Here is a 15,773-nt window from a genome sequence, read left to right on the forward strand (position 1 = left end):
ATCGGGAAAATATGTACGTAATTCCGACTGAAACCGAAGATTACGTGTTGAAACCGATGAATTGCCCTGGCCATATGCTCATCTATCGAACCCGGGTTCGTTCTTACCGCGACCTTCCCCTGCGTCTTGCCGAGTGGGGCACAGTGTACCGACTTGAGCGTTCGGGTGTACTCCACGGCATGATGCGGGTACGCGGTTTTACTCAGGACGACGCTCATATCTTCTGTACTGAGGAGCAGATCGAGGAGGAGGTGCACAGGGTCGTAACTCTGTCACTAAAGATGCTCCGGACGTTTGGCTTTGAGGACTTCAGGGTCGACCTTTCAGTCCGGGACCCACGGCACAAGGAGAAGTACATTGGTGAGGACCGGCAGTGGGACTTAGCTGAGCGGTCGCTGCTTTCTGTACTGGAGCGGCTCGGCCTACCGTTCACAAGGGCCGAAGGCGAAGCAGTATTCTACGGACCCAAGATTGACATCAAGCTGTCCGACTCACTGGGCCGTGAGTTCCAGTGTTCGACCTGCCAGTTCGACTTCAACGAAGGCCAGCGGTTTGATCTGTACTACATGGGCCAGGACGGCCAACACCATCCGGTGTATCTTGTCCACCGCACGGCCTTAGGCGGCATTGAGCGGTTCATGGGAATTCTGGTCGAGCACTACGCGGGTGCTTTCCCAACGTGGCTGGCACCGGTTCAGGTCAAGGTACTGACTGTGACCGACAAGGATACTACGTATGCACGGGAGGTTTTTGAGTGCCTGCATCGAGGAAAAATAAGAGTTGAAATTGACGAAAGAAATGATAAGATTGGCTACAAAATAGCTGAAGCCGAACGATTGAAGATACCTTACATGTTCGTGACTGGTGGCCGTGAGGCCCAGACCCGTACGGTCGCGGTTCGGAAGCGTGGCCGGACCGACCTCGGTCCAATGCCCTTAGAATCGGCACTGACTCTGGTTCAGGAGGACGCCAATAAACCGGGGTAAAGTACCCCGCGACGGGTTCTTGGGCCGGCCCAAGGTCAACGACCAGATCCGGGTGCCTTATGTGCGAGTCATCGGCCCGGACAAGTCGCCAATTGGCATTCTGCCCACGCGTGAAGCACTTGCGCTCGCGACGCGTCAGGGGCTCGACTTGGTGATGCTTGCACCGCTGGCTGACCCGCCGGTGTGCGGTATCATGGACTTCGGCCGGTACCTGTACGAACAGAAGGTGAAACTGAAGGAATCGAAGAAGAAACAGCATTCGGCTGAGGTTCGGGACATCAGACTGAAGATGAAAATAGACACGCATGACTACGAAGTGAAGCTGCGCAAGATTCGAGAGTTCCTGGCTCAGCGCGACCGAATCCGGGTCACTCTCTTCCTACGGGGACGTGAGATTGTCCACGCCGACCTCGGTTTCAAGCTGCTCGAGCGACTGAAGAAAGACCTTGAAGACGTCGGTCGGGTCGAATCCGAACCACGACTGATCACCGAAGGACGGAAAACAATTCAGATGATGCTGGTGCCAAAATGAGAAAACTAAAAACTGTCAGTTCGTTGAAAAAGAGAATCAAGATTACCGGCCGGGGTAAGTTCCTGCATGCCCACGGTGGTACGAGTCACAACAATGCATACAAGTCGAAGTCACGTAAGCGCCGACTACGCCTGCCGTCCGAAGTCACACCGACTGAATCCAGACGGCTCCGTCGGCTTCTCCCCTATTCGTAAGGAGCACTGATGCCTCGAGTCAAGACTGGACCATACACGCGTGCCCGACGCAAGAAATGGCTGAAAAACGCTAAGGGATACTGGGGCGCCAAGTCAAGATTGTACAAGTCAGCCCGTCTCCAGGTGATGCACGCCTGGATGTCAGCCTACAAGGAGCGCCGTCGAAAGAAGCGTGTGTTTCGCGCGCTTGCGGTCACGAGAATCAACGCCGGGCTTGCGCCCTTTGGCATCTCCTACTCGAAGTTCATCCGCGGTCTGAAGCTCGCGGGTACTGAACTCGATCGCACCGTAGTAGCAGAATTGGCCGTTCAGGCACCAGAGGATTTCGGTCGACTCGTCGAACTTGCCAAGGAACAGCTGACGGCCGCGCCGGCGGGCTAGCAACGGCTCGGATTGCAGAAGAGGCCGCTGCCCCCAGAAGGAAAGGCAGCGGTCTTAGGTAATCGGGGCGACCAGATTTGAACTGGCGACCCCCAGCACCCCAAGCTGGTGCGCTAAACCAACTGCGCTACGCCCCGAGTTGAACGGCTAATCCTAGACGAAACAGCGCGACTGGTCAAGGCAAGTACGAATCCGAGACCTACTCAAGCGGAACCTCGGCGACAAAGGCTTTTTCGAGCCGACCGCTCGCGAGCCGGTATACGAGGAACACTTCCCAGCCAGCGATCACGGACGGATTCGGATGAAACGCAAAGAAACGCACCGCAGCCACTTGGGCAATCGTGTCCAAACCGGTGTACATGTAACGGAATTCAAGCGGTAGCTTACCGAGGTCAAACCGGTCCCGTACCAGCTGCCTGAGTACCTTCTCATTGCATTCGGCGTCAGTCCTCCACTGAAGCGACCGGCGGGCTAGCGGCTCATTCGCATCCAAGATTCGCAGGTATCCGGGATAATGCATTGTCTCAACCGGCAAATGGTGAGGTCCGACCAACCGCACAACTTGAGACTTCGGGACACAGCACGCAAGAAGCAGTAGCTGGCCAAGGACACGAGCACTTCGCATGCCAAGAGCGTAAGCTAACCCTGTGCCAAGTCAAGCGTAGCCGGACATTCGCCTGTGCCTGTTTGACCAACTACGACCACCATCTATAATCAATCGCTTCGTGACACGAAGAATCGGAATCTGCCGGGCCCTGGATGGGTTCCGGTTTCTTGACAAGTGGCAGTCATTCCTTACCGACCTCGGCTTTGAGGTCGTTGTGTCGAGAGTCACCGACCGGCAGACAATCGAAGCCGGAGCCAGAATTGCGCCGGCCGAACTGTGTCTGCCTGCCAAGGTGTACCTAGGCCATGCGCTGAGTCTCAGGTGTCAGGTGGACGCGTTGTTCGTACCCCGGCTGGTGTGCCGCAAGCTTGACCATGACCTGTACTTCGGCTGCCCGAAGGCAATGGCTCTGCCTGACATGGTGCGTGCGCTAATACCAGAACTGCCGCAAGTCGAGTTCGTACTCGACGAACGCACGGGCAGCGAAGAGGAATCCTACCAGAGACTGGCCCGGCGGCTGAAGACAGGCTGGACGGCATCGAAACTCAGGAAAGCAGCGTCGCCAGACCGGGGTTGGCACCCGCAGATCGCTGGCACAGGACTCACACTCAGAAGCAAGTTGCAACAGCGATATGAAAATACGGAAAATACAGAACCAACCCCTAACTCAAGACTCAGTATGGGGGGTACCAAAGGATTATGTCAGCCGTGCATCGGCGTGGTCGGACACGACTATCTCGTCGATGACAAAGTTCTGAGCCTCAACCTGGTTGAGAAGTTGAAAGACCTGGGCCTGCGACCAGTCCGCAAAACGGATTTCGAGCCGAAACCTCGGCAATCGAATAAGAATTATCCTATCCTGCAGCCAGCGTTCATGCCAAACTGGATGTTCGAGCGGGAACTGATTCGAGCCGCCCTAGACATGGCAGCGGAACGGACTGTCATGGGCCTGGTACTGGCGACGAGCTTCGCGTGTGGCACTTCAGCGGTCACCAACGAACTCATTCATCGAGCCGTTGCTCGAGCAAGATCCGACTTGCCGGTTCTGACCGTTATTTTCGACGAACACACGGCCGAGGCTGGGCTCCAGACCAGGCTCGAATCATTTGCCGAACTTCTGCAAATGCGCCAGAATGCAACACTCCAAGCTAGCCGGCACGAGCGCCTGTGGGATAGCCTAACAAGACAGCGACAATGAAGGCTGCGTTTCCATACATGGACACGATCCGCATTCCGCTAGCGGCCATCCTGCGAGCCCTTGGTGCCGACGTAGTCGTCCCACCAAAGCCTGACCGGCAGGTTCTCAACCTCGGCGTACGCCTAGCACCGGAACTCATGTGCATCCCATTCAAACTGACCTTGGGCAACATGGTCCGCTGCCTCGAAATGGGTGCGGATACCTTGGTTTACGTCAGTGGTTCATGGTCGTGCCGATTTGGCTACTATGGTCGGCTTCAAACCGAAATTCTTGAAGACCTCGGGTTCCGGTTCCGGCTTGTCGAACTCCGCCACGATCGGATTCTCGATGCGTGTCACGAAGTCATCAGACTGAACCGAAGTCTGCCAAGGGCGGTACTCCGTACGGTACACGCGTTCCGGCTGGGCTGGCTCAAGTCGCACAGCCTGGAACGAATCGAACAGATGGTGCGCGAGACTCTGCCGTCAGCTACAGACCCTGCTCGGGTACGCCGCATGTCCAGCCTGGCACTGCGTGCCCTGGACCGGGCACGGACCCGCTCGCAAATCTTCAAGGTGCAGCGCTACGTCGAACACGAACTCAAGAGCATAGCGCGCAATAGTCTAAACTGGATACCCCGTGTGAAACTGGTCGGCGAAAGCTATTGCACCCTGGAGCCGTTCATCAACTTCGACATCATCCGGGTTCTCGGCGAGATGGGCGTACTGGCTGACCCTTTCCTAACTGCGCACCGTTGGCTTGGCTTCCACGGATTCCGACTGGGCAAGAGTGAAGTTGTCCAGGCCCGGAGCGCTGCGAGGCGATATTGGCGTATGTGCGTGGGTGGAGAAGACGAGAACTCGCTCGGTCATCTGGTCTTAGCAGCACAGCAGGGATTTGACGGTGTGATTCACGTACACCCTTTCGGATGCATGCCAGGAACAGTAGTCCAGCCTGCCATGACCATGGCGAGCCGGGACTACGACATACCCTATCTGTCCCTATCGCTCGACGAGCACACAAGCGAGGCTGGTGTCCTCACCCGCCTTGAGGCATTCGTCTCCCTCCTCAAACGCCGCGGCCCCGGGGCTGTCAGACGAACGCAGAAGCCAGCTGGAAGATAGCAGACGCGGGACCACCGCGTCATTCATTCCCTAATCCTGCACCCTGACATCTGCAGGCAACTACTAAACTTCTTACTGCCTCAGCTTTCGGAATTCCTCGGTCAGAAGCGGCACCACCTTGAACAGATCACCGACCACCCCGTAGTCAGCTACCTTGAAGATGTTCGCTTCTGGATCCTTGTTTATCGCCACAATGCACCTTGAATTCACCATACCAACCAGGTGCTGAATCGCGCCTGAAATGCCGCACGCGATGTAGACCGTGGGCGCAACAACCTTACCGGTCTGACCGACTTGATCCTGGTGGTCGCGCCAGCCGGCATCCACTGCAGCCCGTGATGCGCCGACCGCGGCACCAATAGTCTTGGCCAGCTCCTCAAGCAAGGCAAAATTCTCCGGACCCTTCATACCCCGCCCGCCTGACACGATAACCTCGGCCTCGGTAAGCTCGACCGTCTCGCGCACAACTTTCACTATCTCGGCGACAGTGGAGCGCAACTGGGCGGGTTTTACGTCCGCGGCAACAACAGTCCCCACTCGCTCACTCTCACACTGCTGCCCCACGGCCCGAGGACGCATCGAGATAACTAACGGCTTTGTGCCCGTTGCCTTGACCCGGGATAATGCCTTGCCGGCATAAATTGGCCTAGTTGCGACAAGTTCAGCCCTGTCGTCAAACTCGATTCCAATGCAGTCCTGCAGAAGCTGGGTTTCGAGCCGGGCCGCAACGCTTGAAGCAAGGTCCTTGCCCAGAGCAGTGGCACTTAGGATTACCGTCGTCGCCTCGAACCTTCTTGCCAACTCGGCAATGACTGAAGCATATCCGTCCGGAGTGTAACGTTCCAGCGCTGGGTCATCAGCGAGAATGACCTTGTTCACGCCAAACCGCGCAATCTTCCCGGCCAGCTCGGCAATTCCCGACCCCACGACGACCGCAGCCAGCTCCTCCCTGTTATGCTCGGCAATCTTGTAGCCAACCAGCAATGCCTCGAACGCAACCTTCTTCAGGCTGCCTTCGCGCTGCTCTGCAAATACTAGTACCATTCAGAGACCTCCAGGGGTTCCTCCGGCGGTAGCCGGATAATCTGAGTCAGGACGGATTGTAGAACTTTGGCACTTGCTGTCAAGCGACGCTCTAAGCAGCAAGATACCGGTGGCAGATTACTCCGCCGTTTTCTTGTCCCAGAGTCAAATCCCATCTACAATCACTTGACCGACGGCCGGGCGAAGTCCAACCGCTGTCGGATCTTGCACCCTACCTCATTCGCTACCTGACGATGAACTTCGCAGTCTGCCTGAAATTCTGACCAGCGTCGAGCTGAACAAGATAGACCCCACTCGACAGACTCCTCACGTCGAGTGGGATTCCTACCCGCCGAGACTTAGCGACCAGTTGGCAGACAACTATACAGCGTCCGGCCGCATCACAGACCCTGACACTCACCGGTCCGGGCTTTGGCAGACTGCACATCAGCGTTGCCCGGCCACTTCCGATGGGGTTGGGTGACACGGTGAGCCGAATACTACCAAAGGCCGACCGGACCGCCATCTCTCCTCCTCGCATCGGCTGTCCGGCAGCGGCCTTCGCCCCAAATCTCGGCCCATACCGCCAAAACTCCCGAGTCTTGTTGCCCTTCAGCGCCCAGAGTGCATCGCGGCACGCAACCAGGTCTCCGCCGTACTTGACGTACTTCCTCTTGCCAGTTGACCCCACACTTGGCATCGTATCCAGCTCCTGCCAGGAATCGCCGTCCGGAAAGTACCAATAGAACTGCTGGGTATTCCCGCCCTTCAGTGCGTACAGGTGCTCATCAAACCACGCCCCAGCCGAACCATCCTTAGCTTTCTTTTTGCGCATTCGGCCGCTCTGCAGACCATAGAGCGGTAACCCGGTGAGCGTGCTTTGACACCAGGTGTCAGCATCTAGGTCATACTTGAACATGTAGTGATGGGGCGTCGGTGCCGAGCGGTCATAATAGTATGGCTGATGACAGTAGATGTAGCGTGGCGGGGCATACACCAGGAACGAGCCTTTATTGTACTTGTCGCGGACTCTCGCTGGTGCATTGTCCAACGTGTCCCAGCGCTGAGCGATAACGTTGTACCGGTAAAATTCGGTCTTGTATCCCTTCAACAGATACACCCATCCGGTGTCATTTCGGTTGACGTACACGAGGTCTGCTCCGTACTTGATCCGCTTGTGGCTCGGCCCCTCGGGAACATCTGGCAACCGCTCCCAAGTGCGGGACTCGATGCCGTAACGCCAGAATCCCAGAGTATTTGCACCTTTAATCATGAATATTGAACTCTCGCCATCCCCAATGCCACGACATCCGTCCTTGGGTGGCCGATAACGGCCCTGCTCTAGCGACGGAATTGATTCCAGTTGCTCCCAGGAGTCCTGGTTCGGCCAGTACCGGTAGAAATCGCCCGTCTTGTAGCCCTTGGCCGCGTAGACTAGGCCCCGGTTTTCTGCAAGCCAGGCACCATCCTTGGCCGACCTCTGGCTAGGCAGACGCGGCAGCGATTCGACTTCCACCCATCCCTCTGGCCAAGGTTCTTGGGCGCTGACGCGGAATCGGCGGCTGGCCGTATCGTTCTCCGGATTTTCATCGGCCAGGGCTAGCGAGCACAAGGCGACGTACCGGCCTTCACTTGCAGTACCCAGCCATTCGACAAAAGCTAGTGTAGACTCCTTTCCAACTGAAAGGTCAACAACCGAAACCGAGGCCCGGTACTGCTCACCGTCCGCCCTTTCGTCTTCGATTACGAACCATGTGGTGAAAGAGATTGGCACGTTTCCAAGGTTCGCCACCCGGGCTTGCGGTACTACTGCTTCGTTCGTGTCGAGCCGCCCGGCCGGTGCGAGTACTTGCAGGACGGCGGCGTCAACTGCTGCGGCCTCAACAACTCGGCATACTGCCTTGGCCGTGTCGTTTGCGGGCACACGGTCCCCCGCAAGCATCGTGTAACACCGTGTCCGGTAGTTGCCGAGACGCGGTCCCGTGATCCAGGTCTTCTTGAATGTACGAATCACTGGGCTGCCGACCGGGAGGAGTATGCCGGTCTCAATAGTGTCATAAACGACTTCGTCTCCTGCTTCGTCCTCGATGACAAGCCGGACATCGGTCACAACTTCATCGGTTCCAAAGTTAGCCAGAACCGCCTCCGGCCTGACCTGAGTACCGAGTCTTATGTCGCCGACTGGTGCGTTGACCGCGGTTGCTCCAGCATCGGTGTACTTGACCCGGCAGCTACCGCTGGCCGTATCGTTCGATGGGTCCTCGTCGAACTCCAGCATGGTGTAGGCCTTCGTCACGTAGTCGCCGGTCGGACTGGCTGTCCACCCGACCGCAAACTGGCGATTCACCTGTGCGCCTGGCCCAACCACAACATCCGTCTCAGTCTGGTCATATTCTGGCGGCGCAATACCGTCGTCAATAATGAGCCGGACATCAGTCGTAATCGTACTCGGGCCAAAGTTCTTGACCACGACCTCAGGCATAACTTCAGTGCCTTCCTCGATGCCGCCGACCGGTACCACGATTTCCGTCACCCCGGCGTCAACTTGAACTACCCGGAACGTACGCTGCGCCGTATCGTTCTGTGGCTCCTGGTCACCGTCAAGGATAGTGTATGCCTTGGCCAGATACGTCCCAGCCGGCGTCGCAGTCCAGGTCGTCGAAAAGGAGTAAGGTACAGTCGCTCCTGCGGACAGCACGATGCCCGTTTCGGTCTCGTCGTACTCCGGTGGCGCAATGCCGTCGTCAATCACAAACCGCAGGTCCAGCGTTACCTCGCGATTGCCGTAGTTGCGGATGATCACTCGTGGGCTGACCTCGGTTCCGTTCCCGACGTTGCCAGCCGGCTCGGCAATTGCCGCGACGCCGGCATCAGTGTAGATAACCGAGCAGGAACCGTACGTCGTATCGTTGGCCCGGTTTTGGTCCCTTGGCAGCATCGTGAATGCACTTACCGAGTATTCACCCTGGGGCTTAGCAGACCAGACTAGGTCGAACTGGTGCGTTACCGGACTGCCGGCCGGCACGATGATACCGGTCTCGGTCGTGTCATAGACCGTGTCTGCGGCTGCAAACACCACAAGCCGGCAGTCAAGCTCAGCCGCCTGAGTTCCGAAGTTGGTGATCACAACTTCGGGCGCAACAAGTGAGTCGCGCCGGATATCGCCAGCCGGTGCGTTGATTGCTGTCACGCCTGCGTCCGTGTAAGTGACGGTACAAGTACCTCTGCTCGTGTCGTTACCCGGGTTCTGATCACCGGGCATTATCGTGTAAGCAAGCGTACCATATTCGCCAAGCGGACCGGCAGCCCACGTCCTGGCAAACTCGTGTGTCGCATTGCCGCCCGGCGGCAAGACAATCCCGGTCTCGGTCTCATCATACTCTGGCGGCTCCGTGCCATCGTCAATCACGAACCGAATGTTGAAAGTCGCTGTCTTAGACCCGAAGTTCTCAATTCGCACTGTCGGCCGCAGCACTGTATCGAGTGGAACCGGTCCGACCGGCACGCTGATGCTGGTAACGCCCACATCGGTCTTCACTACCGTGCAGGTTGAGCGACAGGTATCGTTGCCCGGTACGCCGTCACCGGTCAGATACGTGTTGGCGATGACGTCATAACTTCCGACCGGGCCGGCCTGCCATGGCGTAGCGAGTTCGTAGTCGATTCCATCCATCGGCACAAAGATACCCTTCTCAGCCACATCGTATACCGGGGTTCCGCCTGCGTCCCTAACGACGACGTGTAGCGAACAGATTGTGGCCGAGTTTCCGTAATTGCGAATTCTCACCTTGGGACGCACCAGCGTATCGAGTGGGATTTCACCGACCGGAGCCAGTATCTGGTCCGCGCCGACGTCGTTCACCCGGTAGAACAACCGGGAAAGAAACATGGAACTCCACACAGTCGTGCCAGTCTGCTGAAACGTCTGTCCGGCCACATACACGTGGTCAGTATCATTGACCCAGACCGCAGTGCCCATGTCCCACGATGCGCCGGTCCCCGGGAAAACGAAACTCCACAAGGGGGTCGGAGCCCGCGGCGTAGTTGTCGAATCCCGGTAACACACCGCTGCCACGTTCCGGCCCCAGTTACCTACCACATATACTCGGCGCGACTTGTAGAATATGTCACACCCGTACTCATCGCCGTCAGCAGAGCCGAACCTTGCTCCGCCCGCCCAGAGCCGCGAGCTGAGGCTCCAGTCGAACTTGTGCGTCAATATCTGAACTGAGGTACTGTATTCGGCCCACCCGGTCACGTAAACATTCTGCGGGCTCGCGTCATCCAAACAGAGTGCGAAAGCGCAATCCTCACCCTCAGCGCCGTCTCTTGACTGGTAGGCGCAAAACTGACCGTTCGCATCGTAACGAACCACGCAAAAATTCCGCCACTGGTCAACATCGTCGGTCTCCAGATAGTCAAAGCCGGCCACATATATGTTGCCATTGTTGGCAACAACGACGTCGAAGGCAATGTCATCATCTTCGTAGAGTGTCTGCGGGTTGTGGTAGGTCCTATCCCAGAGCCTAACACCGGCCGGGGTGAACTTCATGGTCCACCACTCCTTGTCGTTAAGGTCACTATATGCGACTCCGGTCACAACGATATTACCGTCCGGTGCCAGGGCTAGGGCGGTGGCGCAGTTTTCCCAGTCCTCTATTTCATCGTAGAAGTTCGGGTACAGACGAAACCGCCGCGGCGGCCTCTGCTTCTTCAGTACTTTCGGTCGGTCTCGCCCCGGACCGGACCCAGGCGGGTCAGTGTAAACATAGCCACGGGTCCACACCGTATCGCCATTCGCCGGGTTGAGCTTTGCGACAAGGAATTCGTTGGTCGCCAGTGTATTGTTCCACCGAACACCGCAGGCATAAATGAACCCGTCAGCAGCGACCACGGCATCATAGAGAATGTCCTCATCCAGGAGGTTCAACGTGTCGAACCACTCCTCACTACCCGAACCAGTGTACTTGAGCCAGGCCATGTCCCGGTCATTGGGGCTTGGGTCATCAACGCAACCGACAACGTAAACATTTCCCGTCGGGTCAGCAACAATTGCATGTCCGAGGTTGTCGTAAGCGTCTGTGCTGGCCCCGGTTCGGGCACCAAGCCATATCCGGTTGCCGAACTCGTCGTACTTGGCAGTCAGAAGGTACTCATTTTCCGGCCCCGGGTAATTACCACCGCCGCAGAGATACACACCGCCATCGGCGTCGGCAAGGATGTCGGCAACGTAGCTCGGCCTCGGCGTCGCTGGCTTTGCCTCCGGATATCGCCTGGTCCACATCGTATCGAGCTGGGCAGCGGCCACGACTGGAACCAGCAAGACGAGCAGCAGCCTGAGCCGGCCTGCACGTACTGGATTCCGGATTCTATCTAGATTACTGACCATAGCGTCTCCTTCCTAGCGGGTCACGACGAGCTTGTCGCTCGCGGTTGACCCACTCCGTTCGGAGCCCAGAACTAACTTGACCAGGTACACTCCGCCCGGCAGGTCCAGATTCGCAAGGCTCGCGTGGTACTCACCTGGCGCGCGCCAATCATCAACCAGGTTCGCAACGCACCGGCCTGAAGCGTCGAACAGTCCAAGTCTCACGCGGCCGGCCTGGGGCAGGGTGTAATGGACCACAGCCCCGATAGCAAGAGGATTAGGAACTACCCGAAGCCGGGGGCTCACTCCGGCCGGCAGAACTGACGCAGCAAGCTGGGGGCCATCCACCGCGTTCGGATTCAATGGAAAGTTCGCATGATAAACCCAAAACTCCCGAGTCTTGTTGCCACGCAGGAAATACAGCTTGCCGTTGCCGTACTCGAGGCAACTGCCGTAGTAGGGTGGTGGTGTATTGAACGTACGCGGAATTGAGTCATTGCTCTCGACCCAGGAGTCCTTGCTCGGGTCATAGTACCATAGCTCGGACAGCTTACCGCCCTTGGTCGCATATAACCTCGCATTCAAGGCATCCCAAGCCAGACCGGCACCGGCCTTGACCTTCCGCTTTCTGGTCGAGTACATACTGTTTCGCAGCTCCCGTCTTGTCTGCCAGGTGTTATCGTTAACGTCGTAAGCATAGAACTCGTACCTTCCGCCCTTGAGCAAATAGATGGTGTGGTCACCGTCGAACGCCATGCAGGTACCGTCCTTGCACCGCCGATTTTTCTCTCCCTCTGGAACATCTTTCATCGGCGTCCACCGGTTGGTGGCCGGGTCGTAGGCCGAGAACTCAAGGGTATTAGAACCTTTGCAACTGTACAGCCGGCCTTGAGAAGGCACGTAGACAAGCGACGCGCCATACTTGACTCCGCGTCCGTTAGCACTTGGGTATTCTGCCGCCGGAACCCACCCGGTGTCACCCTCAATCTGGTAGCGCCAGAACTCAAGCGTGTTGCTACCCTTGACGGCATAGATTCGGTTGCCGCAGTCCCATTCCAGACATGCGCCCTTCTTGATACGTTTCTTCCTCCCACCCGGGCTCTGTTCCGGGATAGACTCTTTGGCACTCCACTGTCCAGTTCGCAGGTTGTAGACGTAGAACTCGCATGTGTTGTAGCCCTTCAGGGCATAGACCAGCGAATCCTTGGCAAAGGCCAGCGAACCGCCGTACTTGACTCCGCGTCCCCGCGCCCCTTCCGGCACCGACTGAAGTTGCTCCCACACGTTCTTAGCAACAACCGAACCGAAACCAGTATCATTTATCGGGTCCTTGTCGCCAGACAGTTGGGTGTAGCAACGTGCAGTAATCAGGCCGGTGTCCCTCACCCTCCACTCCTTGAACACAACGATAGTAGATTCGTAGGGAGCGAGGTCTGTTACGTACTGCGCATCAAAGTAGAAAGTACCGATGTCGAGCCGAACCGGAAAGTCAAGTTCCAATGCACCGTAATTGCGCACCCATACTTTGGGACGGACCGTCGCACCATAGCGCACCGTGTCGGTCGGGCTTACAACAATTCCGGCTCCTGCGTCCGGTTCTGAGAACTTTACGACCGTGTAAGCTTCGTTACCCATGTAGAAGTCATACCCGGCAACGTACAGTTCGCCGGACAGGTCAACGACCAAGTCGGCCGGCTCGTCGTCATCTTCACGTACCCCGTGTGCAGCGCGCCAAAGCAGATTCCCGTGTGGGCTATACTTAAATACAGCCCAGTCCAGACAATTGTCGGACGCATAGGAGTATCCAGCCACATAAACGTTGCTGTTCTCGTCAATCCCTACCGCTGCGGTGCTGTCGTCGTCCATCGTCTGGTCGTATGTATTGAACCAGTCAGTACTACCGTCCGGGCCAATTCGGAACACAAGCATGTCCCAGCCACTGTCGCCGTAGTACTCGGTCGTGTATCCGCCGCAATAGACATAGCCGTGCGCGTCTACTGCGATACTCGACGTCAATTCGTCCTTATGATTTCCGAAGTTCATCCGATGGGCCCAGACCTCGGTCCCATCCGGGCTGTACTTCACGGTGGTCGCATCGTATCGGGTATCATCTTCTCCGGCTCGACCGGTGACGTATACGTTGCCTGCCGGGTCCAGCGCCAGGGCAAATGCGCGGTCGTCCTTCGGATCATCATACCCCTTCACTGCTGTACCGTCGTACAGTCTCATCCAGAGCTCGCTGCCAGTCGCAGTGTCGTACTTAACCGTGCAGTAGTCAAGACTCTCCGGATTAACCGCAGTAAGCGCATACCCGGTCACGTAAAGGTCACCCTGTGCCGACAGACCTAGCGCAGTCGCACGGTCATTACCGTGGCCAGGCCCGTCACGCCGTACTGACCATGCCACTGACCCATCCGCGCGATAGCGGAATGTCAAATAGTCATAGGTGGCGAGCCTGCTGTACCCGGTAACATAGCATCCGCCTTTGCGGTCCGGCACCACCGCCACCGCAACGTCCTCATTGCTACCACCACTGTTGTAGGTCCTTGCCCATTGTTGAACTCCGGTCGAATCGTACTTGACCGTAACGTAGTCAACGTTGGCACCCGAGGTCAGCTTGCCACAGACGAAAATGTTTCCGAAGTCGTCAACCGCAACGTCGAGGCCCTCCTCTGTCTCACCGGGGAAGCGCTGATACCGCACAACCCATGCCCGCTCACCGTTCGGCCTAAGTTTCAACGTCGCCATATCACCAAGGTCGTTACCCCGGGAAAAACCGGTTACGACAATGCAACTATCCGGACATAAGGCCATTGCCTGCGCGAAGTCATAGCCGTTTGAACCGGCGTCATAGCGGGCGGTCCAGACCTTGACTTGGGCAAGCGCAATGTCGGCTGCACACGCAAGCAACGCTACTAGCACAAATCTGAAGCACCGAAAACACTTCTGCATCGAATCCTCCTCTCGCCTGCTTCCGGTCAGCAGGATTCGGCCAAGACTACTCCATTTCTCGGATGGTAACCCACGGCTGCTCTCTTCGACATACCGTCCAGCGAGGCATGTCCACGACCATTAGCGCCGCTTTCTTCACAGCCCAGCCGGCGGTCAGCCTACGTAGTAGTATAGGACGCCCACGTAGCCTGTCAAGCGCCGTTGACTCCGGGAGTTATCGTTTCCCATCTCACCAACGCTTTACAGACTCCTGGCTCTGCTCTAGACTAGGTCATGGTCGGGTCCACAAAGACCTCAAGTAGGAAAGCAGGCCAACTGCTCCTCGCCGGTGTTCTGCTCTTGGGCATATCGCTCCGGGTCCTGCACATTTTGGACAGTGCCGACTCACCTTTCTTCAATCGGCCAATGATTGACGGTCAAGCCTACGACACCGCAGCGCTTGCCATTATCAACAAGACCCTGCCCAAAACCCCTTTCTACCAAGACCCGCTATATCCCTACTTCTTGGCTGCAGTCTATCGTGTGTTCGGCCATAACTACTTGCCGGTGTATTGCCTCCAAGCCCTGCTCGGTTGCGCTGTCGTCTTGCTTGTCTGGGACATGGCACGCAGGATGTTCGACTTACGGGCTGGCGTCCTCGCCGCGCTTGGGGCTGCAACCTACAGGACTTTCATCTTCTACGAGGCAGTCATTGACAAGACAACGGTGTCGGTGTTTCTCACCGCGCTGTTCCTCTGGACAACGGTTCGAAGTATGGGCATCCACCAGGACCAAAAGGCAGACCGCAAATGCTCTATGGCCAGTTCGCATTTCGGCATTCGCACGGCGCATCTCATCTGGCCTACTCTGAGCGGTGCATTCCTTGGCCTTGCTTCGCTGACTCGGGCGAACTTGCTCGTCTTCGCACCGCTCCTTGTCGCGCTTTACGCATTCCGCCCCAGAACCGTGTCCCGCATTCACCCGGATATTTTGCCCCCCCTCCGCCGTTTCTCCTTTCGCTCGTCCCTTCACTCCATGCTCGCTTCCCTTTTTGGTCTGCTTCTCGTCATCGCTCCGGTTTCGATCCGAAACACGATTCTCGCTCGCGAGTTCGTCCTTACCACCACTCAGGCTGGTCAGAACTTCTACATCGGCAACAGCGAGCACAACCGCACCGGCCAGTATGAAGCTCCGCCCTGGGTCAGACCCAACCCACTGTTCGAGGAAAAGGACTTTGCCGGCTATGCCCGCGAGCAGACCGGCCGGAATCTGACTTACTCACAGCTTTCGCGCTTCTACTTCCGGGCCGCTTTTCAGTGGATGAAATCCCGTCCCGCCGCCTTTCTCAAGCTCCTGGCCCGCAAGATTGTTCTCTACTTCAACAACTTTGAGGTCCCGGATAACTACGACCTTGGCTTCCTATCGCGTTTCTCCTTTGTCCTACGGATGC

Annotated in this window: 11 protein-coding genes and 1 tRNA gene; 7 read left to right on the top strand and 5 right to left on the bottom strand. The window is 57.2% G+C overall.

The features are described from left to right. The 4 genes from thrS to rplT form a co-directional block, all read left to right on the top strand. Nucleotides 1-986 (top strand): threonine--tRNA ligase (gene thrS / locus ABIL25_08100; protein ID MEO0082237.1); only part of this gene is annotated, 986 nt, incomplete at its 5' end. Between the two features lie 19 nt (nt 987-1,005). Further along, nucleotides 1,006-1,518 (top strand): translation initiation factor IF-3, encoded by a 513-nt coding sequence (infC, locus tag ABIL25_08105; GenBank protein ID MEO0082238.1) that lies wholly within the window; start codon nt 1,006-1,008, stop codon nt 1,516-1,518. Further along, on the top strand, nt 1,515-1,712 hold the full coding sequence (gene rpmI / locus ABIL25_08110) for a 50S ribosomal protein L35 (protein MEO0082239.1): 198 nt from the start codon (nt 1,515-1,517) through the stop codon (nt 1,710-1,712). Before infC ends, rpmI begins: the two co-directional genes overlap by 4 nt. Before the next feature lie 9 nt (nt 1,713-1,721). Then, nucleotides 1,722-2,093, top strand: a complete 372-nt coding sequence (gene rplT, locus ABIL25_08115) for a 50S ribosomal protein L20 (protein MEO0082240.1) — start codon at nt 1,722-1,724, stop codon at nt 2,091-2,093. 62 nt (nt 2,094-2,155) lie between these two features. On the opposite strand, the gene ABIL25_08120 is transcribed toward rplT, so the two are convergent. Both ABIL25_08120 and ABIL25_08125 read right to left on the bottom strand, forming a co-directional pair. Beyond that, nucleotides 2,156-2,230 (bottom strand) — tRNA-Pro (locus ABIL25_08120). 62 nt (nt 2,231-2,292) lie between these two features. Beyond that, nucleotides 2,293-2,718 carry a hypothetical protein gene (locus ABIL25_08125; GenBank protein ID MEO0082241.1) on the bottom strand — a complete coding sequence of 142 codons (426 nt, stop codon included), beginning with the start codon at nt 2,716-2,718 and terminating at the stop codon, nt 2,293-2,295. A gap of 100 nt (nt 2,719-2,818) precedes the next feature. Between ABIL25_08125 and ABIL25_08130 the strand changes: the two genes are divergently transcribed. Together ABIL25_08130 and ABIL25_08135 are read left to right on the top strand one after the other, a co-directional pair. Beyond that, nucleotides 2,819-3,898, top strand: coding sequence for an acyl-CoA dehydratase activase-related protein (locus tag ABIL25_08130; protein MEO0082242.1), 1,080 nt, complete (start codon nt 2,819-2,821; stop codon nt 3,896-3,898). Beyond that, entirely contained in the window at nt 3,895-5,001 is a 1,107-nt protein-coding gene (locus ABIL25_08135) for a 2-hydroxyacyl-CoA dehydratase (GenBank protein ID MEO0082243.1), read from the top strand. The genes ABIL25_08130 and ABIL25_08135 overlap by 4 nt, the downstream gene beginning before the upstream one ends. Nucleotides 5,002-5,073: 72 nt before the next feature. Here the strand turns inward: ABIL25_08135 and ABIL25_08140 are convergent, their stop codons facing one another. The 3 genes from ABIL25_08140 to ABIL25_08150 form a co-directional block, all read right to left on the bottom strand. After that, the gene (locus ABIL25_08140; GenBank protein ID MEO0082244.1) at nt 5,074-6,045 is read right to left on the bottom strand and encodes an electron transfer flavoprotein subunit alpha/FixB family protein; all 972 of its coding nucleotides are present in this window, start codon (nt 6,043-6,045) and stop codon (nt 5,074-5,076) included. Between the two features lie 223 nt (nt 6,046-6,268). Further along, entirely contained in the window at nt 6,269-11,413 is a 5,145-nt protein-coding gene (locus ABIL25_08145) for a T9SS type A sorting domain-containing protein (GenBank protein ID MEO0082245.1), read from the bottom strand. Between the two features lie 12 nt (nt 11,414-11,425). After that, the gene (locus tag ABIL25_08150) at nt 11,426-14,344 is read right to left on the bottom strand and encodes a hypothetical protein (GenBank protein MEO0082246.1); all 2,919 of its coding nucleotides are present in this window, start codon (nt 14,342-14,344) and stop codon (nt 11,426-11,428) included. A gap of 273 nt (nt 14,345-14,617) precedes the next feature. Between ABIL25_08150 and ABIL25_08155 the strand changes: the two genes are divergently transcribed. Beyond that, the coding region (locus ABIL25_08155; protein ID MEO0082247.1) for a glycosyltransferase family 39 protein at nt 14,618-15,773 on the top strand (1,156 nt) is incomplete at its 3' end.

This window comes from candidate division WOR-3 bacterium, from assembly GCA_039801365.1.
Taxonomy (GTDB): domain Bacteria; phylum Hydrothermota; class Tepidihabitantia; order Tepidihabitantales; family Tepidihabitantaceae; genus JBDRUN01.

Bases quoted from the DNA above. Each gene is read 5' to 3' on its own strand.
- rpmI (MEO0082239.1), top strand. From the start codon at position 1,515: ATGAGAAAACTAAAAACTGTCAGTTCGTTGAAAAAGAGAATCAAGATT.
- rplT (MEO0082240.1), top strand. From the start codon at position 1,722: ATGCCTCGAGTCAAGACTGGACCATACACGCGTGCCCGACGCAAGAAA.
- ABIL25_08125 (MEO0082241.1), bottom strand. From the start codon at position 2,718: ATGCGAAGTGCTCGTGTCCTTGGCCAGCTACTGCTTCTTGCGTGCTGT.
- ABIL25_08135 (MEO0082243.1), top strand. From the start codon at position 3,895: ATGAAGGCTGCGTTTCCATACATGGACACGATCCGCATTCCGCTAGCG.
- ABIL25_08140 (MEO0082244.1), bottom strand. From the start codon at position 6,045: ATGGTACTAGTATTTGCAGAGCAGCGCGAAGGCAGCCTGAAGAAGGTT.
- ABIL25_08145 (MEO0082245.1), bottom strand. From the start codon at position 11,413: ATGGTCAGTAATCTAGATAGAATCCGGAATCCAGTACGTGCAGGCCGG.
- ABIL25_08150 (MEO0082246.1), bottom strand. From the start codon at position 14,344: ATGCAGAAGTGTTTTCGGTGCTTCAGATTTGTGCTAGTAGCGTTGCTT.